The sequence below is a fragment of the Synechocystis sp. LKSZ1 genome (assembly GCF_040436315.1).
Classification (GTDB): domain Bacteria; phylum Cyanobacteriota; class Cyanobacteriia; order Cyanobacteriales; family Microcystaceae; genus Synechocystis.
The window spans coordinates 1226108-1249039 of the sequence record NZ_AP031572.1 but is presented as its reverse complement, the minus strand read 5'-3'; the positions used below and the strand labels follow the sequence as shown (position 1 = coordinate 1249039).

The 22932-nt window shown below is 50.7% G+C and carries 21 protein-coding genes; 10 read left to right on the top strand and 11 right to left on the bottom strand.

Annotation, left to right across the window (positions count from 1 at the left end; genetic code table 11):
• The first annotated feature begins 3 nt into the window (after positions 1-3).
• Positions 4-1362 (top strand): 16S rRNA (cytosine(967)-C(5))-methyltransferase, encoded by a 1359-nt coding sequence (locus ABXS88_RS05955; RefSeq protein ID WP_353674266.1) that lies wholly within the window; start codon positions 4-6, stop codon positions 1360-1362.
• A gap of 78 nt (positions 1363-1440) precedes the next feature.
• Here the strand turns inward: ABXS88_RS05955 and ABXS88_RS05950 are convergent, their stop codons facing one another.
• The 6 genes from ABXS88_RS05950 to sufR all read right to left on the bottom strand — a co-directional run bounded on the left by ABXS88_RS05950 (position 1441) and on the right by sufR (position 5548).
• Positions 1441-1800 carry a VOC family protein gene (locus ABXS88_RS05950; protein ID WP_353674265.1) on the bottom strand — a complete coding sequence of 120 codons (360 nt, stop codon included), beginning with the start codon at positions 1798-1800 and terminating at the stop codon, positions 1441-1443.
• Positions 1793-2575, bottom strand: coding sequence for a type I methionyl aminopeptidase (gene map, locus ABXS88_RS05945; protein ID WP_353674264.1), 783 nt, complete (start codon positions 2573-2575; stop codon positions 1793-1795). Before map ends, ABXS88_RS05950 begins: the two co-directional genes overlap by 8 nt.
• Positions 2576-2643: 68 nt before the next feature.
• Positions 2644-3735, bottom strand: a complete 1092-nt coding sequence (gene ychF, locus ABXS88_RS05940; RefSeq protein WP_353674263.1) for a redox-regulated ATPase YchF — start codon at positions 3733-3735, stop codon at positions 2644-2646.
• A gap of 75 nt (positions 3736-3810) precedes the next feature.
• Positions 3811-4458, bottom strand: a complete 648-nt coding sequence (locus tag ABXS88_RS05935; protein WP_353674262.1) for a phycobiliprotein lyase — start codon at positions 4456-4458, stop codon at positions 3811-3813.
• A 3-nt stretch (positions 4459-4461) separates the two neighbouring features.
• Positions 4462-4896 carry a secondary thiamine-phosphate synthase enzyme YjbQ gene (locus ABXS88_RS05930; RefSeq protein ID WP_353674261.1) on the bottom strand — a complete coding sequence of 145 codons (435 nt, stop codon included), beginning with the start codon at positions 4894-4896 and terminating at the stop codon, positions 4462-4464.
• Between the two features lie 7 nt (positions 4897-4903).
• Entirely contained in the window at positions 4904-5548 is a 645-nt protein-coding gene (gene sufR, locus ABXS88_RS05925) for an iron-sulfur cluster biosynthesis transcriptional regulator SufR (RefSeq protein ID WP_353674260.1), read from the bottom strand.
• Between the two features lie 331 nt (positions 5549-5879).
• On the opposite strand from sufR, the gene sufB reads away from it, so the two are divergent.
• From sufB to ABXS88_RS05895, 6 genes are all read left to right on the top strand, one after another.
• A complete protein-coding gene (sufB, locus tag ABXS88_RS05920; protein WP_353674259.1) occupies positions 5880-7322 on the top strand; it encodes a Fe-S cluster assembly protein SufB in 1443 nt (480 codons plus the stop codon).
• 70 nt (positions 7323-7392) lie between these two features.
• Complete coding sequence (gene sufC, locus ABXS88_RS05915; protein WP_353674258.1) at positions 7393-8163, top strand: Fe-S cluster assembly ATPase SufC; 771 nt, start codon at positions 7393-7395, stop codon at positions 8161-8163.
• Between the two features lie 57 nt (positions 8164-8220).
• A complete protein-coding gene (gene sufD / locus ABXS88_RS05910; RefSeq protein WP_353674257.1) occupies positions 8221-9576 on the top strand; it encodes a Fe-S cluster assembly protein SufD in 1356 nt (451 codons plus the stop codon).
• Between the two features lie 55 nt (positions 9577-9631).
• A complete protein-coding gene (locus ABXS88_RS05905; protein WP_353674256.1) occupies positions 9632-10894 on the top strand; it encodes a SufS family cysteine desulfurase in 1263 nt (420 codons plus the stop codon).
• A gap of 320 nt (positions 10895-11214) precedes the next feature.
• Positions 11215-12054 carry an ion transporter gene (locus tag ABXS88_RS05900; RefSeq protein WP_353674255.1) on the top strand — a complete coding sequence of 280 codons (840 nt, stop codon included), beginning with the start codon at positions 11215-11217 and terminating at the stop codon, positions 12052-12054.
• Positions 12055-12097: 43 nt separating this feature from the next.
• Positions 12098-13159, top strand: a complete 1062-nt coding sequence (locus tag ABXS88_RS05895; protein ID WP_353674254.1) for an ADP-ribosylglycohydrolase family protein — start codon at positions 12098-12100, stop codon at positions 13157-13159.
• Between the two features lie 75 nt (positions 13160-13234).
• On the opposite strand, the gene ABXS88_RS05890 is transcribed toward ABXS88_RS05895, so the two are convergent.
• Positions 13235-14404, bottom strand: coding sequence for a pyridoxal phosphate-dependent aminotransferase (locus tag ABXS88_RS05890; protein ID WP_353674253.1), 1170 nt, complete (start codon positions 14402-14404; stop codon positions 13235-13237).
• Positions 14401-15069 (bottom strand): cupin domain-containing protein, encoded by a 669-nt coding sequence (locus ABXS88_RS05885; RefSeq protein WP_353674252.1) that lies wholly within the window; start codon positions 15067-15069, stop codon positions 14401-14403. Before ABXS88_RS05885 ends, ABXS88_RS05890 begins: the two co-directional genes overlap by 4 nt.
• A gap of 95 nt (positions 15070-15164) precedes the next feature.
• Here ABXS88_RS05885 and ABXS88_RS05880 point away from each other — a divergent pair, with 95 nt between their 5' ends.
• Positions 15165-16694 carry a bifunctional metallophosphatase/5'-nucleotidase gene (locus ABXS88_RS05880; RefSeq protein WP_353674251.1) on the top strand — a complete coding sequence of 510 codons (1530 nt, stop codon included), beginning with the start codon at positions 15165-15167 and terminating at the stop codon, positions 16692-16694.
• A gap of 128 nt (positions 16695-16822) precedes the next feature.
• A complete protein-coding gene (locus ABXS88_RS05875) occupies positions 16823-17548 on the top strand; it encodes an SIMPL domain-containing protein (protein WP_353674250.1) in 726 nt (241 codons plus the stop codon).
• Between the two features lie 222 nt (positions 17549-17770).
• On the opposite strand, the gene ABXS88_RS05870 is transcribed toward ABXS88_RS05875, so the two are convergent.
• Complete coding sequence (locus ABXS88_RS05870; protein ID WP_353674249.1) at positions 17771-19129, bottom strand: hypothetical protein; 1359 nt, start codon at positions 19127-19129, stop codon at positions 17771-17773.
• Positions 19130-19281: 152 nt separating this feature from the next.
• A complete protein-coding gene (locus tag ABXS88_RS05865) occupies positions 19282-19563 on the bottom strand; it encodes a hypothetical protein (protein WP_353674248.1) in 282 nt (93 codons plus the stop codon).
• Positions 19564-19694: 131 nt separating this feature from the next.
• Here ABXS88_RS05865 and ABXS88_RS05860 point away from each other — a divergent pair, with 131 nt between their 5' ends.
• Complete coding sequence (locus tag ABXS88_RS05860; protein WP_353674247.1) at positions 19695-20891, top strand: class I SAM-dependent methyltransferase; 1197 nt, start codon at positions 19695-19697, stop codon at positions 20889-20891.
• On the opposite strand, the gene ABXS88_RS05855 is transcribed toward ABXS88_RS05860, so the two are convergent.
• The gene (locus tag ABXS88_RS05855; RefSeq protein ID WP_353674246.1) at positions 20888-22921 is read right to left on the bottom strand and encodes an FAD-dependent oxidoreductase; all 2034 of its coding nucleotides are present in this window, start codon (positions 22919-22921) and stop codon (positions 20888-20890) included. The two genes, ABXS88_RS05860 and ABXS88_RS05855, sit on opposite strands and share 4 nt — an antisense overlap.
• Positions 22922-22932 lie beyond the last annotated feature (11 nt).

The window sequence follows — 22932 nt, the reverse complement described above, 5'->3', positions numbered from 1 at the left end:
TCAATGACCTCCCCCCGTTACCTTGCCTTCCTGGCCCTGCGCGATCTAGACCAGCGTCAAAGCTATCCCGACCAGGCCCTTGACCGTATCCTGCGCCCCACTAGCCTAGAACCGATGGAACGAGGTTTTGTGACTGAGTTAGTCTACGGTGTCATTCGACGGCAACGAACCCTTGATGCGCTTGTGGAACAGTTAAGCCAACGACCCATACAAAAACAGGCCCCTGATCTGCGCCGCATTCTTCATCTGGGCCTCTACCAGTTGCGCTACCTTTGTCATCTCCCTCCAGCAGCCGTTGTCCATAGCACGGTAGATTTAGCCAAAACCAAGGGCCTAGGCAAATTGAGTGGAGTCGTGAATGGTATCCTGCGCCAGTACTTGCGCAAACAAGACCAGGGCACCGATCCGTTAATACTTCCGGCTAACCCAAGCCAACGCCTGGGCCTACTCCATAGTTTTCCTGACTGGATTATGGATATTTTTTTAGCGCAATGGGGAGCAGAAACAGCGGAGCAGATCTGTCATTACCTCAATCAAACCCCCAGTATTACCCTCCGCATTAATCCTCTCCAAGTTTCTCGAGAAAGGGTCGTCCAGGCCTTAGAAAGTCACGGGGTTGCGACAACGATCGTTGATGATTTACCCCAAGGCCTACGGCTGATTAAGGGGGCCGGGGCCATTACCGCCCTGCCAGGATTTACGGAGGGTTGGTGGACAGTCCAGGATGCCAGCGCCCAGATGATCGGCCATATCCTGGCCCCCCAAGCCGGGGAAACGATCATTGATGCCTGTGCGGCCCCCGGCGGCAAAACCACCCACATCGCTGAACTGATGCAAGACCAGGGACGCATCTATGCCCTAGACCAAACGGCCTCACGCCTCAAGAAACTCGTGGTCACCCAGGAGCGTTTGGGATTGACGAGTATCCAGACTTGGGTAGGGGACAGCCGTCAGTTTTCTCTACCGTCGGGGGAACAAGCCGACCGAGTGTTAGTGGATGCTCCCTGCTCTGGCCTGGGAACGCTGAACCATAATCCTGATATTCGTTGGCGCCAGGCCCCAGAAAAAATTCAGCAACTGATTCCCCAACAACAGGCCCTGTTGGCCCAGGCCGCAACCTGGGTAAAACCGGACGGCTGTATAGTTTATGCGACTTGTACCCTTAACGCTCTGGAAAATCAGGCTATTGTACAGAATTTTTTGACCCAGCATCCTACTTGGCAACTGGAACCAATTATTTGGCCCAACTCAACAGACAACTGGGCCAACCCCACCGGCTGGCTACAAATTTTGCCCCATCAGCACCAGCGGGATGGCTTTTTTATTGCCAAGTTACAGCGTCAAAACTCAATCCGGGATTAGTATCTTGAACAACCTGTGCAAACGATTACGTCCTCAATCATAGCCTAGGCCTTAGAGGGTATCGAATTCAACCCCTTACTAGATCTGGTGCAAAATAATGCGATTACCCGCCGGGTCATAGCCGTAGACCTCCCGACCATGGGAGGTTTCTTGTATGGGGTTTCGGGGCGGATAACCCAGGGCCGTTAACTCGGCAATGGCTGTTTCTAAATTCGTGACCTCCAGACACAGGCTAAAGCCACTACCCGTCGAGGACTGAAATTCCCTTTGATGGCTGGATTGGGGCCGAAAAATCCCGAGGGTTAAACCCGGCAGATGAAATTCGGCATAACGCTCTGCTTGGTAGCGGTCAGGGCCTTGCTGGAGCCAGGCCTGATAAAAAGCCACCACGGTCTCAAATTGCTCGGTACCAATGGTCAAAAAAGCCTGTTCAATCATCGTTGTGGGTCAGGATTTCTACCCCAAACTGCGTTACCGCAACCGTATGCTCAAACTGGGCCGAGAGCTTGCCATCCTTGGTAACGGCCGTCCAGCCATCCGCTAGCAAGGTGTGTTCCCAAGTGCCTTCGTTAATCATGGGTTCAATGGTAAACACCATGCCGGGCCGCAATTTTTTACCCTTCCCCTTAGTACCGTAATGGGGAATCTGAGGCGGCGTATGGAAAATATTGCTAATCCCATGGCCCACAAAGTCCCTTACCACGGAAAAGCCGTGACTTTCTGCGTAAGCCTGGATCGCAGCTCCAATATCGCCTACCCGTCCACCGGGTTTCACCGCGGCAATCCCCAAGCGTAGGCATTCTTCTGTAACTGCCACCAGTTTTTGGGCAACGGGAGAAGGGGTTCCCACTAAAAATGTCCGGGAGGTATCGCCGTGGTAGCCATCCAGGATAGGAGTTACATCAATGTTGATAATGTCGCCATCCTGCAAAATTCGCTCAGGGCTAGGAATACCGTGGCAGATGACTTCATTAATGCTGGTGCAAATAGATTTAGGGAAGGGCGGCGCATTCTGGGCACCGGGATAACCGAGGGGCGCACTGATGGCCCCGTGTTCCTTCGTCCAGCGCTCGGCCTCGTCATTTAATTCCTGAGTACTGATCCCCGGCTTAACCATCGGGGCCAGGTGGTCGAGGAGCTTAGCGGCTAAGCGGCCGGCCCGGCGCATTTTTTCAATTTCCCGTTGGGACAGTAGCGTAATCGTTTCTCCCATGAAGTTCCGTCAGAATTAGAAAAGTACAGTGGATAAAAAGCAACGGGTGATGCTGAAACAAGCGATCTTTAAACATTAAAGCGGAAAAGCATGATATCGCCTTCCTGGACGACGTATTCCTTGCCTTCACTGCGAACTAGGCCCTTTTCCTTGGCGGCCTGCATCGTACCACAGGCCACGAGGTCTTGATAAGCCACGGTTTCGGCCCGAATAAACCCCCGCTCAAAGTCAGTATGGATCACACCGGCTGCCTGGGGGGCCTTCATGCCAGCCCGAATTGTCCAGGCCCGCGTTTCCTGGGGGCCAGTGGTGAGATAGGTTCTTAGACCCAAAAGCTCGTAGGTGGCTTTAATCAAGGATTTAAGGCCTCCTTCTGTCACCCCCAACGAAGCCAGGTAATCGGTACGCTCTTCCTCCGGCAATTCCACCAATTCCGATTCTACCTGGGCCGAGATCACCACCACCATGGCTTGATCCTGGGCCGCTACGGGTCGGACTTGTTCCACCCAAGCATTGCCCGTGGCCAGGTCTTCCTCAGCAACATTCGTCGCATAGATGATTGGTTTCCGGGTCAGCAATCCCAGGGGTTTAATCAACTCCGCTTCTTCTTCGCTCAGGGCCACTTGCCGGGCCGGGATACCTTCATTCAAGGCAGACACTAATTTTTCTAGGGCCGCCACTTCCGCCTGAAAATCCTTATTGCCCTTGGCTTGTTTGCGACTGCGCTCTAAACGCCGCTCGACCTGGCCCAGATCTGCCAGCACCAGTTCTAGGTTGATCACTTCAATATCCCGCACGGGATCGACCGAACCAGACACATGGATAATGTCATCGTCATCAAAACAACGCACGACTTGAACAATGGCATCCACTTCTCGGATATTGGCCAAAAATTGATTTCCCAGGCCCTCGCCCTGACTGGCTCCCTTGACTAACCCAGCAATATCCACAAACTCAATGCGGGTCGGGACGACTTTCTCCGATTGAGACAACTTGGCTAGAATCCCTAAGCGCTCATCGGGAACCGAAACCACCCCCACATTGGGTTCGATGGTACAAAAGGGGAAATTGGCCGCCTCTGCTTTCGCATTGGCAACAAGGGCATTAAACAGGGTAGATTTACCCACGTTGGGTAATCCGACAATTCCGGCTCTGAGCATAGGTGGGGATGTAACCCGTGGGGGTTGGAAAAATAGGGCATTATATTATACCAAATCTCTCTGCTCACACGAGACTCAAGCCTGGGGCGCTTCGGCAAATTTGTACCGCTTTTCCAGGCCAAAACCCACCAGGGTAATCTCCGTTGGGATTTCGTTGAGCAAGGGACGTCGATAGGTGGTGATGGTGCGTAGCCGGGTAGCGGCATCGAGAAAGTGCATTTGATCAACGGCAACGGATTGCTGGTAGTAGGTCGTCATCTCCAGGCAATGACGCTGGGGTTGGTAGGTAAACCGTCCTGCAATGGCCCCGGCTTCTTCGTACCCGTGATCTCGAAGGTAGTAGCCTTGAATAATCTCAGGGTCGTGCCCAACGGCAGCGGCCAGGGGCAGGGCCAGGGGAGAACTGTCGTCTTTTTGAAGATAGGTATCGGACACAAAGAGGGCCTTAAGGCCCATGGCCCGGCGTTCTCCCTTTTCCGAAAGGGTCTCAAAGGTAATTTGAAAACCCGGTATCAGGGCCGGATTTTGGCGGAGGAGGGCCTGATCAAAAACCACTTGGCCTCCAGCCACCGCCAGAAGGGGCAGTTTTTCTCCATCGGTCAAAGGGGTGACATGGTAGTCCGTGTGGGAACGCTCGACTTCCCCAGTACTGGGAGTATGGTAAGTACGCTCAATACTCCAGTAGCCATCGCAGTGCTCAAAGAATTCTGGAAAGCTCCACATGGTCTAATCCTCCCGATCCAGCCCACTCACATGAACAATAACTGACCGGCCTTGGGGCCGTTGACGATGCTCCCACAGGTAAATCCCCTGCCAGGTACCCAGGGCTAATCGTCCTTGGGTAATGGGGATTTGTTCTGAGGTCTGGGTCAGGGCCGAACGAATATGGGCTGGCATATCATCTAGGCCCTCGGTGCTGTGGCGATAGCGGTGGGGCGATTCCGGCACTAGTTGAGCAAAGAAGGTTTCCAGATCCTTCAGAACATCGGGATCCGCATTTTCCTGGATCAGGAGTGAAGCCGAGGTATGTCGAACAAATAAGGTACATAAGCCCGTTTGAACGCCCGAGGCCTTAACCACCGCTTGCACTTGACTGGTAATGGGTTGCAGGGATTTCCCTGCCGTCTGAATCGTCAGAATGTTTTGGTACTGCGTTAACATACAATCCCTAGACCTTGGGCTGGATCAAATAGCCACAGCTATGTTCTCCATTATTAAGCCAGTGGGTACGCTCTACGGTGCAATCCGGTAGGATTGCCGCAAACATTTCCAGTTCATGATCGCACACCGTGGGGTAGGATTCTGCCACCTCCGCAATAGCGCAATGGTGTTCGGCCAAGACAAAAGTTTCACTATCCGCCGGCTCTAGGGAGTGGAGTTCTGCCATGTAACCCTCCTGCTGGCGTAATTCTACTAATTTTTGCACCCGGGCCTGACGGGGGCCGTCTCCCAATTGTCGCCGATAGGTCTCGGCCTTGCGTTGCCATTGTTTTTGGAGAACGACACCGACCTGCTGTTCGCCGACGGTTTCCACCAGAGCATCCAGAAAGGAGAGGGCAAACTCGCCGTAGCGCTGGGGAAAACGTTCCCGCCCTTCCTTGCTTAGTTGGTAATAGTGCTGGGGCCGGCCCATGCCTTCCTGTACTGCATGGAAAATGATCAGGCCTTCCCCTTCTAGATCCTTGAGATGACGACGGATAGCCTGGGGACTAATCTTTAAATGCTGGGCCAAAGCGTGGGCCGTCGCTTGTCCTTGTTTCAGCAAGTGGTTTAGAATATCCGCTTTTGTGGATGGAGCAGGGGAAATCGTCATAGCAGACACAGGCCATTGCGGCACAAGGGGCAAACGAGAAAACAATAAAATAAATAGTAGAAAATTATATAGTTAAGTTTACAAGGGCCAGTAAACTAGAGCAGGAGCAAAAATGCAATCCGCTCGCTATTGCCATTCTAAGGGAGATTTTAACTTTGACAACTTAGCCATTGTTAATCTATCCTGAAGGAAACTTAAGCAAGCAAATCGTTGTTTAAGTCCCCCTTGAGAAATACAATCGGGCCATCCCTAAGCCCAACGACGCGAAATCTAGATTCTAGAGTCTGACTCGCTGACCCCTTTCCAATCCTGCGGGAGAACATAACATCCGATGAGTGCGACCAACCTCAAAACCCTCGTCAATCAACCCTATAAATACGGCTTTGTCACCGAGATTGAAGCGGATACCATTCCTCGGGGCCTGAATGAAGACGTAATTCGGCTCATTTCCGCTAAGAAAAATGAACCAGACTTCATGCTGGAATTTCGGCTCCGGGCCTATCGTCACTGGTTGACCATGACTGAGCCGACCTGGCCGCACGTGAGCTATCCCGCCATCGACTACCAGGATATTATTTACTATTCCGCGCCGAAACAGAAGAAAGAAAAATTAGACAGCCTGGATGACGTTGATCCGGCCTTGTTGGAAACCTTTGAGAAATTAGGAATTCCCCTCTCCGAACAAAAACGCCTGAGTAATGTGGCCGTGGATGCCATTTTTGACAGTGTTTCCATTGGTACGACCTTTAAGGAAAAACTAGCGGAACACGGGGTTATTTTCTGCTCCATCTCCGAGGCCCTGCAGGAACATCCAGACCTGGTGCAGAAATATTTGGGGAGTGTGGTGCCCATTGCCGATAATTACTTTGCCGCTTTGAACTCTGCGGTATTTAGCGATGGCTCCTTTGTCTTTATTCCTAAAGGCATTAAATGCCCCATGGATTTATCGACCTATTTCCGTATTAATAACGGCGATACCGGCCAGTTTGAACGGACATTAATCATAGCCGAAGAAGGAGCAAGTGTTTCATACCTTGAAGGCTGTACAGCGCCCATGTATGACAGCAATCAACTCCATGCCGCTGTGGTGGAATTAGTGGCCTTGGACAATGCCGAAATTAAGTACTCTACAGTGCAGAATTGGTACGCTGGTGATGCCAACGGCAAAGGAGGGATTTACAACTTCGTCACCAAGCGGGGCCTGTGTAAGGGCGTTAACTCGAAGATTTCCTGGACGCAGGTAGAAACGGGTTCAGCGATTACCTGGAAATACCCCAGTTGTGTGCTGGTGGGGGATCATTCCGTTGGGGAATTTTATTCCATTGCGTTGACTAATAATAAGCAGCAGGCAGACACGGGCACCAAGATGATCCACATCGGTAAAAATACCCGCAGTACCATCATTTCCAAGGGTATTTCTGCTGGGAATTCCCAAAATAGTTATCGTGGCCTGGTGAAAATGGGCCCCCAAGCCAAGGGCGCTCGTAATTACTCTCAATGTGATTCCATGCTGATCGGCGACCGAGCGGAAGCCAATACCTTTCCCTATATTCAAGTCGATAATAATACAGCCAAGGTCGAGCATGAGGCCTCTACATCAAAAATTGGCGAAGATCAGCTTTTCTACTTTGCCCAGCGGGGTATTTCGGAAGAAGACGCCATTTCCCTCTTGGTCAGTGGCTTTTGCAAGGAAGTTCTCAATGAATTACCCCTGGAATTTGCTGCAGAGGCCGATAAGCTGTTGAGTTTGAAACTAGAGGGTACCGTCGGTTAAGTCCTGTATTGCCCTGATTTCAATCATCATACGTTTCATTTGTCTTCTATTTACTTCTGTTGTTAATCTGATGAGTGCCCCCATTTTATCCGTCAAAAATCTGACTGCCAGTGTTGAAGGAACCCCGATTTTAAAAGGTCTGAATCTAGAGATTAAAGCCGGGGAAATCCATGCCATCATGGGCCGAAACGGCTCGGGCAAAAGTACCTTTTCTAAGGTGTTAACGGGCCATCCTGATTACGAAGTAACCGGTGGTGAAATTCTCTACAAGGGAGAAAATCTTTTAGAAAAAGAACCCCATGAACGTGCTCTACTGGGCATTTTTTTGGCCTTTCAGTATCCCTTGGAAATTCCTGGGGTAAGTAACCTTGATTTTCTCCGCATTGCCTATAACGCTAAGTGTAAGTATTTGGGACTTGAAGAAATCGATGCTTTTGATTTTGAAGATCTGGTACAGGAAAAACTAGAGATCGTCAAAATGAATCCTAGCTTCCTGGAACGTAGTCTGAATGAGGGGTTCTCTGGGGGTGAGAAAAAGCGCAATGAAATTCTGCAAATGGCGATTTTAGAACCGAGTTTGGCCATTCTCGATGAAATTGATTCGGGTCTGGATATTGACGCCCTGCGCATTGTTTCCGAAGGCGTTAATTCTCTCAAGACTCCTGATAATGCCACCCTGGTGATTACCCACTATCAACGCCTGCTCAACTACATTGTTCCTGACCAGATCCATGTCATGTACGATGGCCAAATTGTCATGAGTGGTGGTAAAGAATTGGCCCTGGAATTGGAAGCCAAGGGCTACGATTTTCTCGATGAAAAGATGCTAACTACGGCCTAGGGAGACCTGGCGAAACTGACCGACTAAACTGTCTTGAACCACGTTAGGGACGAACCCATGAGTGATATTGCCACCCTAGAGCGCGAATTACGTCAATCTTCAACGGCTGATGACTGGGCTAAACTGCTCCGCTCCAGTCAAAGCAAAACCGTTGCCGCCGTCGAGGGCCTGAACCCCTTGCGTCAACAGGCCCTTAGTCAGGCCTCTGGACTAACCCTCCCCAGCAAGCGGGATGAAGAGTGGCGATTTACGGATCTAGCTGATTTAGTGAAGGTCGAATTTCAGACCCTTCCTGCCCCGGCCCTGGCCCCAGACCAACTGGAGGCTTTTATTTTGCCGGAGGCCCGCCATAGTCGTCTGGTCTTTATCAATGGAGCCTATAACGTAGCCGGTTCGGATCTGAGTGCTTTGCCAGCCTCAGTCTTTGTGGGCCCCTTTAGTCAACTACCGGCCCAGGGCCAAGCCCGTCTCTTAGATTACCTGGGACAGAGCGAGGGCCTAGGGGAGGCCTTTACCGTTCTGAATACCGCTGGCCTAGATGATGTTGCTGTGGTTTGGTTACCGCCGGAAACCCTGCTGGAAACCCCGGTTCATCTCCTTTTTTTGACGGCGGTTGCACACACACCGGCCCTAGTACAACCCCGTCTGCTCGTCGTGGCGGAAGACCATAGCCGCCTGACCCTAGCGGAATCCTACGGAGCCGTGACCGATAACTGTAGCGACCGGCCCCAACACCAGCCCTACTTCAACAACATTGTGGCGGAAATTTTTCTGGGGGATAATGCCCAGTTGACCCACCTCCGTAATCAGCGCGATTCGGGGGATAGTTTCCATATTGCTAAAACCGCCGTCAACCAGCAAAAAAATAGCCATTATCAACTAGTAGATATTAACCTCGGGGCCAAATTGTCTCGTCATAATCTGGATGTGGTTCAGCAGGGAGAACAAACCACCACCCAATTGTTTGGCCTGACGGCCATTGCCGGACGCCAGGTGGCCGATACCCACAGTGCCATCTACCTGCGCTATTCCCACGGCACGACGGAGCAATTACACAAAACCATTGTGGATGACTACGCCCACGGCATCTTTAACGGTAAGGTCTTGGTGCCCCAGGCCGCCCAGTTGACCAATGCTGCCCAGTTAAACCGTAACCTCCTGCTATCTAGCAAGGCCCGGATTAACACCAAGCCGGAACTACAGATTACCGCCGATAACGTCAAGTGTTCCCACGGGGCCACGGTGAGTCAGTTGGAGGCTGATGAACTCTTTTATCTTCGTAGCCGGGGCCTGAATGATGCCGATGCCCGCCATTTATTGATTGATGCCTTTGCGGGGGAAATTCTCCAGCGACTGCCTCTGCCTGCCCTGCAAAAACGCTTAGAACAATGTATTGCCTGCCGCACCCTCTAGCCTGGCTATCATTTCCTCTCGTCATTGTGATTCCGTCTTTCTTTTACCCTTCCCCATGACTGCCCTGCAAGTTCCTACCCTGGCCGCCCAAGTCCGCGCTGATTTTCCCATCCTCCAGCAGGAGGTAAATGGCCATCCGCTAGTCTATCTGGATAATGCCGCCACCTCCCAAAAACCCCTGGCGGTGCTAGAGGCCCTAAGACATTATTACGAAAAAGATAATGCCAATGTCCACCGCGGAGCCCACAGTTTGAGTGTGCGGGCGACGGAAGCCTACGAAGCGGTACGAGACAAGGTGGCGAAATTGATCCATGCCCGTTCTCGCCAGGAAATTGTTTATACCCGCAATGCCACGGAGGCCATTAACTTAGTGGCCTATAGTTGGGGCCTGAATACCCTTAAACCCGGTGATGAAATCCTGACGTCTGTCATGGAGCACCACAGTAATCTCGTGCCCTGGCAGATGGTGGCCCAGAAAACCGGAGCCGTGCTCAAGCACGTGGCCCTGACGCCGGAGGAGACCTTTGACTTAGCACATTTCCAGGGCCTACTGTCGGAAAAAACCAAACTGGTAACGGTGGTTCATGTCTCTAACACCCTGGGCTGTATTAACCCCGTTGAGGAGATTACGGCCTTGGCCCATCAGACTGGTGCGAAAGTGCTCATCGATGCCTGCCAGAGTGTGCCCCATACCCCCATTGATGTGCAACGACTCGATTGTGACTGGCTCGTGGCCAGTGGCCATAAAATGTGTGGGCCGACGGGCATTGGCTTTCTCTACGGCAAAGAGGCCCTGTTGGAAGCTATGCCCCCGTTTCTCGGGGGAGGGGAGATGATTGCCGATGTCTTTTTAGACCATTTTACCTGTGGCCACCTGCCCCACAAGTTTGAGGCAGGAACCCCGGCCATTGGTGAGGCCATTGCTTTGGGGGCCGCCATTGATTACCTCTTAGACTTAGGGATGGAGCGCATCCACGCCTACGAACAGGAACTAACGGCCTACCTCTTCCAACAACTCCAGACCATCCCCCGACTGCGTCTCTATGGCCCCCTACCCGATGCCCAGGGCCAAGGTCGGGCGGCCTTGGCAGCCTTTAATGTCCCAGGCCTCCATGCCAGTGATTTAGCCACTCTTTTAGATCAAGACGGCATTGCCATTCGCTCGGGACACCACTGTACCCAACCCCTGCACCGCTTCTTTGAAGCCTCCGGTAGTGCTCGGGCCAGTCTTTACTTCTACAATACCTTTGCCGAAATAGACCGCTTTGTGCATTCCCTGGCCCAAACCATCAACTTTTTCCAAGGCCTGGAGGATTAAGATCAGCTCTCTGAAGCCCGACTATACCACTGACTCTGTCTGTGTTGAACTGCGGAGCATGGTAGTAGCTGTCTGGCATTGCTTAGATATATAAGAAGCCTAGAGAAGAGAGCCCATCATTACCGCTAAGATAAATTGCGTAAATGCTTAAATTGTTAACTCTATTCTGTTACCAATCCTGGTGTTGTACTATGATATTTTAAGAGCCTATCAAAATAAATTTTTGTAGCATTAAGGGAGTTTCCTTTTTCCTTCTTTAATCATCCAATGCCGGAGCAAGGCACTTGTAAAATTAATCAAGGCCGGGGCAAGCGAACATCATGTCATTACAAACTTTATTTAGGGAAACACTCTTTAATTCTGAAACCCTCCTGGGTCGGGTATTGGAGTTAGTTTTACTCGTCTGTATTTTAGCTAGTGTCCTCGAAAGCTTACTAGATAGCGTCCCCACTCTACATCAGGACTATCAGGCGTTTTTTGGCTGGAGTGAGTATGGATTTACGTTTCTCTTTACCCTAGAATATGGCCTACGGCTGGGAACAGCAGAACGACCTTTCCGTTATGCTCTCAGCTTTTTTGGTCTGATCGATCTTGTCGCAATTCTTCCTTCTTTTTTGGGTCTTTTTGTTATTGGATTCCCTTCTTTATCTGTATTTCGGGCCCTCCGCTTTTTGCGAATTTTTAGGATCTTGAAACTGCTACGTTTTTCCGAAGAAGCGAAGGAATTGTTAGTTTCACTAAAGTCCAGTTTTCGCAAGATCACAGTTTTTCTTGGTTTTGTCCTAATTCTAACTGTGATTATTGGTTCATTGATGTATTTTGTGGAAGGTTCGGAGCACGGCTTTAGTAGTATTCCCCAAAGCGTTTACTGGACAATTGTAACGATGACCACGGTAGGCTACGGTGATATTGCGCCCCAGACGGCCCTGGGAAAATTATTGGCCTCCGCTGTAATGTTGTTGGGCTATGGCATTATTGCTGTCCCGACCGGAGCTATTGTCCAAGGCCTTTCTCAATCTCGTTTAGGATTTGGCCCTCCATCCCTTGGGCATTGTTGTCCCAACTGTCGAGCTAGTGGCCATGATGCCGATGCCAACCATTGCAAATACTGTGGTACTTTATTGGGACAGGAATCTGGCCTTCCTGGCGGAGACAGATGATTAGTTCGCTAAAATCAACCAAAATTTAGTCACGACAAAACCCTTGTCATTATCCTTATCAGATCGGCTGACTGGCTGCCTACTAGGAACCGCGGTTGGGGATGCTCTCGGCCTTCCCTATGAGGGCCTGTCTCGGGGTCGAGGTCAGCGTTTACTGGGGTTACCGAATCGGTATCGTCTATTAGGCCCCTATGGTTTTGTGTCTGACGATACGGAACATGCTTGTATGACGGCCCAAGCTCTAATTGCAAGTGGGGGAATACCCGCTAGATTTGCCGACGATCTGGCGTGGCGCTTGCGCTGGTGGTTGTTAGCTCTTCCAGCGGGTATTGGTTTAGCAACACTGCGAGCCATTATTAAGCTATGGTTAGGATTCTCTGCTGACCGAGCGGGTGTTTTTTCGGCGGGTAATGGGCCAGGCATGCGAGCCGCTATTTTAGGCGCAGCTGTGGTAGAGCGGGATCAGCTACAAGAATTGATCCATTATTCAACCTATCTCACCCATACTGATCCCAAGGCCGAACAAGGGGCTTGGGTTATTGCCTTAGCCACTCGCCTAGCTTGTGAGCAAGATGTTGTTAGTCCTCAACAATTTCTCAAAGAGGTAGAAACCAGTTTAGATGAAACAGCTCAGGAATTACTGACCTTGATCTATCAAGCCGTGAGAAGCGTAGAAAAAAAAGAAACAACTCCAGCCTTTGCCCAATCCCTCGGCCTAGAGAAAGGAGTATCGGGCTATATGTTCCATACAGTTCCAGTCGTGATTCATGCTTGGCTCTCCTATCCTCACAATTATGAGCAAGCGGTTCAGGCCTTAATTGTCTGTGGTGGAGATACAGACTCAACAGCGGCAATGGCTGGGGGGATTATTGGAGCAGCCGTGGGTAAAGCGGGAATTCCCAAAAAGTATTTAGAAAAATTGGTGGAATGGCCAAGGACAGTAGATTGGATGCAACGGCTGGCTGAGCAGTTGGCTGAGGCCCGAGTACAACAATGTCCCCTGCGACCAGTCTCTTTGCCCTTTTGGGGAGTATGGATTAGGAATCTAGGTTTTATGCTGATTGTCTTAGGCCATGGATTGCGACGTCTAGCTCCCCCTTGGTAAACGCCTGAAACTTAGTGAAGAATACAAGAACTGGTTTAGCGTGTATGGTGTGTCCCTCAATTTATAACTCCCTATTTATTTGACACTGAGTGCTTTGATTCCAGTAACTAAGCGGCTGATCCCCAGGCTCGCAGTTTCCTCGCGTAGGGCACCATAAGCAATGCGTAGATAACAGCCATGGGTCATCCCAAAAGTCGAGCCTGGCAGAACACCTACCTGAAAATCTTCAATGAGTGCTTTGACAAGTTCAAGATCTGGTCGATGGGAACGGAGTTGTAGGAAACAGTAAAAGGCCCCTTGAGGAGTTACTAATCGACAATATTCACTAATGGAAGCTAATGCCTTGAGGAGTTGCAGGCGACAGCGGCCCATTTCCGGTAAAAACTGCTGGGAATAGGATTTGCCTTCTGCTAGACAGGCGAGCGCCGCATATTGGGATGCAAGGGGAGGACAGATCAGATTGGTATCCTGAATTTTTTTGATAGCAAGCAATAGATCTGAAGGAATCAGCATATAGCCCATACGCCAGCCAGCCAGGCCATAGGCTTTGGAGAAGCTGTAGAGGGAAATCGTGTGGTTGTCGCTGTCAGCAATCGCTGCTGGGGAGAAAATAGGCGTAGAGTCGTACGCAAAGTAATCGTAGGCTTCATCATGAATGTGATAGATGCCGTGTGTACGACAGAGCTGATTCACGGCTCTCAACGTTGATTCAGGATAGATAGCTCCGGTGGGATTGTTAGGAGAAATGGTAACAATGGCACGAGTTCTAGGGGTAATAGCAGAAGCGAGGGCCTCAAGTTGAGGCTGGTACTGGTCATCAGTTGGAACACAGACTGGCTCACAGCCAGCAATGCGAATCGCCATTTCGTGATTGAAATAGTAGGGAGTATTAAGAATAATTTCGTCTTTGACTTGGGTAATGGCTAGAACTGCATTCAAAAAGCCCATGTTAGCGCCCGCTGTCACCACCACTGCCTGATTATTGCTGACATCGACTTGATTGTCCTGGGCCAACTTTTGAGTAATAGCCTCAATTAAGCTTGGTAGTCCTGTAACCGAGTGGTATTGGTGGAGAGGTTGATTGATTAAACGGCGCTGGAGGGCTTCGATCACTGTTGGGGGAGGAGGGTAAAAGGCGACCCCTTGCCCAAGGGAAATGGTTCCGGGGGTCTGAGAAACCCATTCACCAATTAAGGGAATTACAGGGGATTGAATAGCCTCCATCCGCGTCAATCTTTGATTCAAGCAAGACACTCCTTAGATAAATGCCCCGTTTTAACGTAAATTACGCAGCCTTGGCGACTAAACGGCGTGTGACGACTACCATGGGAATTGCGTAGCCAGGTACCCTGTGGATAAGTTCCCCATTCATCCTCAAAAACCCCCTCCAGAACAAAGATTTCCTCCCCGCCCCAATGGCTATGATGGGAAAACTGGGTGCCCGGTGCCCATTTCACCAGGGCCACTTGCTCCGTTCCAAAGCTGTGGAGGGGCATGACTTCTAAACCTTTTACTAATCCTGGAACCCAGGCAGTTTGTGGGGTATCAATGGCCACTCGTTGTTGATCATCCGGGTGCATTTGCCAGAGTTTGACCAAAATTGTACAGCCCTCCTGACTGAACGGCGTATGGGTCGAACCCACAGGATTGCGGATATAGGTACCGGCTGGATAATCCCCATATTCGTCGGAAAAAACCCCCTCAAGGACAAAAAATTCTTCCCCGCCGCCGTGGGTATGGGCTGAAAAGTGACTATTGGCCGCATAGCGAACAATGGAGGTAGCCCGGGCCACTTCTTCGCCATCACGTTCGAGCATTCGCCGTTGCACACCGGACATGGGTGAATCAAGCCAGGGCAAATCATGCGTCGCTATCACAACCCGTTGGCTGTAATCGGTATGCAGTTTCATCGAACTCTCCAAAAATGTAGGGTGCTCATGAGTCATTTCGCAAAGTTTTGTCCAAGGGCCATAATTGGGGAAACCACTATTTGTGATCTACCGCTATGGGCTGGAGAATGCGAGACAAGGGATTTGGGCTTAGGAGTTTGGGGCTGGGGATACTATGTTGGGGACTCTTCGCAACGCTAACCAGGGCCGAAACCATTCCCTTTACGCTACTACACCTCAATGATGTGTACGAAATAACCCCAATTGAGAACGGTCAATGGGGGGGCCTAGCGCGAGTGGCAACTGTGCGGCAACAGTTGAAGGCGGAAAATCCCCAGACTTACACCATTTTAGCGGGAGATTTTTTGAGTCCATCAGCGCTAGGGACGGCAATTTATCAGGGGAACCGCCTGGCGGGACGGCACATGGTAGCGGTTTTAAATGCCATGGGGTTGGATTATGCCGCCATCGGCAACCATGAATTTGACCTCAATCGGGCCGAGTTTGAGCAACGATTACGGGAATCTCAATTTAGTTGGATTGCAGGGAATGTGACGAATCCCGATGGTCAACCCATTCCAGGAATTTTGTCGTACCAAATTCTAAATATTCCCGGCGCGAAGGGCGGGACGGTACGAGTGGGAATATTGGGGCTAACCATTGCGAGTAATCCTGTTGATTATGTCCGCTACACTCCTGCCATTACCACTGCCCGTCGTCAGATTGCGGCCCTGAAGGATCAAGTCGATGTGTGGGTTGCAGTGACCCATTTATCTTTGGCGGAAGACAGGGCCTTGGCCAAGGCTGTGCCGGAAATTGACCTGATTTTGGGGGGGCATGAACATGAAAATATTTTCTACAGTTATCTCCAAACGAAACCCCAGTACAGTGTCACCTGTCCCCGCAACCAAACCCCTATCCTGAAAGCTGACGCCAATGCCCGGACAGTCTATATCCATGAGCTGACCTACGATACCACTACTCGCTGTCTCCAAATTCGCTCCCGCCTGCAACCCATTACTCCAGTCATTGCCGATCATCCCGAAACTGCCCAAGTAGCCCAATACTGGCAAACGATTGGTTTTCAAGCATTCCAAGCCCAAGACTTTGACCCCCAGACCGTCGTTATCCAATCTCCTCTCGAGCTTGACGCCCTAGATGCCAGTGTCCGTACCCAAACAACCAATCTAACCCGCCTGATTACCCGTGCCATGGCCCAGACTGTCCCTGACGCTCAATTGGTGGTGTTTAACGGTGGCATGATTCGTCTCGATGACAGAATCCCCCCTGGCCCTATCACCCAGTATGACATTATCCGTTTATTGCCCTTTGGCGGAAAAATTATCACGGCGGATCTCTCGGGGGCACTACTGCAAAAAATCGTAGCGCAGGGCCAAAAAAACCAGGGTATGGGGGGTTACTTACATTGGGCAGGCCTTGACCCCCAGGCCATCGTCCCCAGCAAAACCTATCGTGTTGCCCTGATGGACTATCTACTCACTGGAAAAGAGGTAGGGTTAGGCTTTTTAACCCGCCAAACGCCGGGCGTGCAGGTGGTGCAAACAGGGCAGGATATTCGCCAGGCCCTAATTCAATATCTCCAGACTCAACAGGATAAAGCCTTTGCTAACCTGGATTCCCCTTAAGTGCGGCCCCGAATCTAACTAGTATCCTCACTCTGCTCAAGGCCCAGGTCGGAAATTAGGACAAAAACCATAGGCTAGGATGAGGGATAGTCGTATCAAACCAGCTCACCTTTCTTGAAAAAAGTACTATGACCTTGACCCCGGTATTTCGTCCGTTCCTCGTCGCTATCTCCGCCTTCGGCTTAAGTACTGTGATGTCCCTAACCCCTGCCCTGGCCCAACAAACCCTCTTGCGAACTTTAACCGTCACGGGGGAAGGCGCCGAAACCATCGCCACAACCCTGGCCCAAGTCGAACTCAGTATTGAAATCACGGCCCCGGCCGCTGGCACTGTCCAAACCGAGGTTGCCAAAAGTAGTAATGCGGTAGTGGATTTTCTCCGCAGTCGCGGGGTTGATAAGCTCCAAACCACTGGGATTCAACTCCAACCCAACTACGACTACAACAATAACCAGCGCCAACTCAAAGGCTACACGGGCACCAATACCCTGAGTTTTCAAGTTCCTCCCGACCGCCTGGGCAGTATTTTGGATGAAGCCGTCAGGACAGGGGCCACACGGATTAATGGCGTGAGCTTTACCGCCACCGACGATGCCATTAACAAGGCCCAGCGTTTAGCACTACAAAAAGCAACCCAGGATGCCCAGGAACAGGCCAAGGCCGTTCTGCAATCCCTTAACCTAACACCCAAGGAAATTGTTGCGATCCAAGTTAATGGCGCTAACCCCCCCATTCCCAAAATGTATCAGGCGGATAGTCTGATGGTACGCGGAGCCATGGCCCCTGCGCCCACTCCTGTTATTGCTGGTGAACAAAATGTACGGGCCTCAGTAACATTGCAAATTACTTACTAAATTTCTAGGGATGACAAAAGAGCAATAAACTTAATTGATCCAAGGGTTTTAGTCCCTAACTAAGCAACGTCCTAAGGACATCGACAAGTATCCCAACGGCTTGCGGCTTACTGGATGGAGGGCTGCATCGATTATTACTGCTGTCAGTCAATTAGGGCGTGGTGATAGATAACCCTGAATCGGAACCAATAATCAATGGGCTTGTCAGGCATTTTTCTTTAGTCACTGGGCAGCATTATTAGGAAGTTGAAAATAGGCTTGATTCCAAAATTCAGGCTGCTTATATTGAGCAGATTCAGCTTCAGGAAGAAAATGTTGAATGATTGTGCGGAGGGCTTCTGTTGCTCGCTTGGAAGCATCTAGAAGGCTCAGCTTCTCTTCTCCGACACGATATTCATCTTTTGTAAAACTACTGCCATGCGCGATAGCACTTCGAAGATCGTATAAATCCTTAGCTCTGCGGAAGGCGTTATAACGCTCCTGTGGAGAATGGAATAGAGTTGAAAAGTGTAATGAAAAACGATACTTCAATTCGCCTCTTCGATCCTCTTTTCCCAATCCTGCCAGAAGAAGAGCTTCCATACCGATCACTGCATCAACTATTCGATCTTGAGGCCGGGTTCTTATCTCCGCATCTGCTAATCGGCTACAGGCCATTTCCATTGCAGACTCTGAGGCTTTAAATATAAGCTGTGCATGCTTATGTAGAGCAGTTATCTCATTAGTTAATAGCTCGTATCTACCAAATGGTATATATAAATCAGTGCCGCCATATGTCCCAAATGGACAGGGGAAGAAGCTCAACGGTTTAAAGTGGATTTGGTTGTAACCGATGGGGCCCTCTTTAAAAGTTCGAAGACATAAAATAGCTTTGTTAAGTAATTTTTTTGATTGATCTAATTGATTGAAAGAGATTATTCTATCAACTAGAGAATCATCATCTAGAGAATCGACAAAAATCTTGGATGTTTCTCCTTCTCCTTCAATAACGAATTCATGAATTCCAAAAGTCTGCGATGAATCAATTCTATGCATTGTTAATGATCCACCATGAAATGCTGATACCTCTTGTTCATTAAGTCTTCGAATGCTTAAATTCTCTGGAAGTATAAGGACTGACTCGGCCATTTCAAAATTAAGAAGCTGAGCCTGAAAGCAATACTTTATGGTAGGCTGATTCACGAAATTCACAACTTCATCAACAATGGCATCTACTGCAGCAACATCACTCGTAAACGTCTCATATCGCTCCCAAAAACGAACAATTATTTTTTGAAAAATATTATTGGGTTGAAGGAACAAGCCAAATCCACTAACACATACTTTTCCTTTATATTCGGAATGCCTCTCAAAGAATTGCTCTGTAAAGCATGCCCCATTCTTTTTTAATTGATTATCCGCAGCAGAGAATATCATATGGAGCGCAGGTTTTTTATGATACTCTCCACGCCAAGAGCTACTAGCTTCTTTACGCCAAACTAGATAAGGCTCTACGAAATTATCATCAGTTAGTAGCGTATTAAGAATTGGTAAAGATTTAAGAATTGCTTGTTTGAGCTCGTGTTGAATTTTTTCGTCCATAGAAATTAATATACGCTAATCATAAAAGTTAGAATGAGTTCGGCAATTAAACTATGAAGTAGCCTAGCTACATGATATGCAGAAAATTGTGGTACGTTATGCTTCAGAGCGACAATGATCAAAAACTTTCAATATATTATTATAGAAAATATTTAGCTGAATGAACCATTGCTAACGGCATAGACATCAAAATAACAAATTAAAGTATTTCTTATTTCTGGTTCACTGGGCAGAAGCAGTTCGGTACGATATGACTCGAACGCCGGAAAATCCTGGCTACCTTCGTAGGACAAGACCGTTTCCGGCCACTGAGTAGTGGGAATAGAGGAGGGGCCAGGCGTCTGAGATAAGGCCTGAAATGGAATCTTCGTTGGCGGGGCTTGATGGAGTAGATCCGGTTCAAGCTTAGAGGGTCGGTCGATGGGGGTCTGCATCGTTCATTTCTCCTGGGGCTTGGGTCTTGGCTGATCACGATTCCTGGGCCATCCAGCAATGTGGGATACTGAATTTCCTAGGGCCTGGGCCGGCCGGGTTCTCTATTTCTATTGTTTTCTTTGCCAGAACCATGATTCCCGATACTCCCCAACACAGTGCGGTGCGTAGTCTTTATAATACCTATCCCTTCCCGCCAGAACCGCTCCTGGATGAACCACCACCGGGCTACAACTGGCGCTGGCAGTGGACGGCAGCCTATAGTTTTTGTACAGGGCGCAAACCGGCTCGCCAGGATGTTCGTATTTTGGATGCGGGCTGTGGTACCGGCGTGGGGACGGAATACTTGATTCACCTCAACCCTGAGGCAGAGATTACCGCCATTGATATTAGCGAAAAGGCCCTGGCGGTGGCCCAAACCCGTTGCCAACAGTCGGGGGTTCTGCGTCAGCGGGTCAACTTTCAGCACTTAAATTTAGAACGGGCGGCGGAGTTACCCGGCCAGTTTGACTACATCAATTCCGTGGGCGTTCTGCACCATCTCCCCGACCCTCACAAAGGAATTCAGGCCCTGGCGGATAAATTGGCCCCCGGAGGCCTGTTCCATATTTTTGTCTATGCCGAACTGGGGCGCTGGGAAATCCAACTAATGCAACAGGCCATTGCCTTGCTCCAGGGAGAAAAGCGGGGAGATTACCGCGATGGAGTAGCGGTGGGCCGCAGTATTTTTGCCAGCCTGCCGGAACACAACCGTTTGCGGAAACGAGAGCAGGAGCGTTGGTCTTTGGAAAACCATCGGGACGAGTCCTTTGCCGATATGTATGTCCATCCCCAGGAGGTGGACTACAACATTGATACCTTGTTTGAACTAATCGCGGCTTCGGGCCTGGAATTTGTCGGCTTCTCCAATCCCCTCTACTGGCAACTAGAACGACTGCTTGGCCAATCTCCAGATCTCATGGCCCGAGCGGCCGGCCTGAGCGAGCGGGAACGCTATCGCCTGATTGAATTGCTGGATCCCGAAATTACCCACTACGAGTTTTTCTTGGTCAAGCCGCCCCTAGAACGCTGGGATTGGTCGGATGATGCTTTACTGCTATCTGCCATTCCCGAACGTCACCCCTGTATGACGGGTTGGCCAAGCCGGAGCTTATTTAACTATGATTACCAACCCCTGGAATTGAGCGAAGGGGAATTTGCCCTGCTCCAGGCCTGTGACGATCAGCCCGGCCTGACGGTAGCCCAATACCTCCAACAGGTGCCGATGGCCCTGGAGGAAGTCCGCCAGCTCCAGCAACGCCAACTGCTGATCCTAGCCCCGCCAGCCTAGCGCCACTGGTCCCAGGTGTTGTTAAAGATCGAAGTATCGGGAAAGGCCGTGGGGTTGCCATTTTCCTCTAGCAAACGACGGAGGGCCGGCAACTTGGCCTGGCCCATCAGAGGTTCCTGCACTAATTGGTAGGGCAAAATTTGCTGGTCGAGGGCAAATACGGCAACGGTACCAGCGGCGGCTCCGGCTGACCATTCAAAGGAATGCACCCGATAGGCGGCAGCAGCAATATGACTGACCGCAATACTTTTTCCCGTAACCAGAAGATTATCAATTTGCTGGGGAATCAGGGCCCGTAGGGGGATTTGGAAGGGATAGGAACGACTACCGCCCTGGCGCTCACCTTCCCGTTCTTTATTGCCGGGTTTTTCTGGGGGAGATTCTGTCATGCAGGGATGGAAGTCGATGGCATAGAAACCAATACCCACGGAATCCGGGTAAAGGGTGGAGCGTTTGCGGCGTTGGACGGCCTCTGGGGCCAGACTGCCCTCTAGGACTTTAAAGCCCTCTAAACCAGCCAAGGCCGCCTGGAGTTGCCGGTAATCGCTGGGGGAAAGGGTTTGACGGTAGTAGTCTTCCCCGTAGTCGCGGCGGGAAATATCAATTTCGTTGATGGTAAAGCCCTGGGGATAGTAAAACGAGGGCCGGCCGATAATACGGCGGGATTCGCGGATGTAGGGATACTTTGACAGGCCATGGGCCGTTCCCATGGGAGACTCCAGGCCTTGCAGAAAACGATGGTTAGGAGCCGGTTTTTTGACCCCCGGCCCCAGTTGGGAATCCGTCGTGCCCGCCACAAACCAATAGTAGTAGGCCAGGGCGTGTTCTTCCCCTTTGCGGAGAGCATCGGTTCGTAGGCCTCCTAGCCAGCCGCCGGGGGCGAGTTGACCGCTCTTGAGCAATTGGTCTCGGGTGTAGATGAAGTTGTCCTGGGCCGTCCCCGGTCGGTAGTCATTACCCCAGGTCCAATTTTGCATAGAAATATTCCCCGGTAGGGGCTGATAGTAGCCAAGGCCCTTAAATTGTTGTCGTTCACCCCGTTGGGGACTCCAGATCTGACGGTAGGTAAACAGTAGATCGGGATTGGCAAAGCGGGCTGCTTCATAGCTGTAGTAGGGTTCGTACTGGGGATAGAAGGGCGGCATGGTCTGGGGTTGGGGTTCCGCCGTCTGCTCCATGGCAAAGGTATAGGTAAAGCCTTGGGTGCAGTAGGGGTCTGGCGTAGTGCTAGAGGCCGAGGGTTCCAGGTAGGAACGGGGGTCAATTCCCAGGCGATAGGGCACATCCGCTAGGGCAATGATTTCTCCGGTTTCCGTGGCTTCAATAACGTACCAGGGGGCCGGCTTTGTCTGAGGGGCCTTGGGCTGGAACTGAATAATGGTTTTATCGAACAGGGCCGAATTTTCGGTGCGGTAACTGTCCTCAATGGTCTGGGAGAGGGGCAGGGTGTTGAGGGGCGGGGCCTGTTTTGCGGGACGGTGCTGAATGGCAATGGCCGAAGCAATTTGCTGGCCAGACCCTTGGGGTTGTAGATTCAAGGATTTGATGACGGTGTTGGGGAACCATTGCAGTTGGCCCTTGCCGTCTTTCGCCGCCTGTTGCAGTTCTTCCCAGAGGACGTGGTGGCCATCCTGAGGTAAAAAGCAGGATTGACTCACCCAACAATCGCCGGGATGTCGAGCATTGTAAATTTCCTGGATGCGACGACGGAAATCGAGATAGCCGCGAGAATAAAACAACTTTTGGGCCTGGGTTGGTTGTTCATCCAGGGCCGACGTTCCTTGGGCTGAAATCTGGCCCCCGACCCAATCGGTAATTTCCGTCAGACACACCGTTTTACCGGCCAACAGGCCCTCGTAGGCGGCGGCCACTCCCGATAGGCCTGCACCGACGATCAGGATGTCACAGTCCACGACCTGTTCCGCTGGCCGGGAGAAACTGCTGGAAGCAATACTGGGCCAGGTTGGCCAAAACACAGCGCTAAGGGCCAGGATCGAGAGCTTCAGGCCCTGGAGACGGAGAGCAAGCATGGGTCAATCGG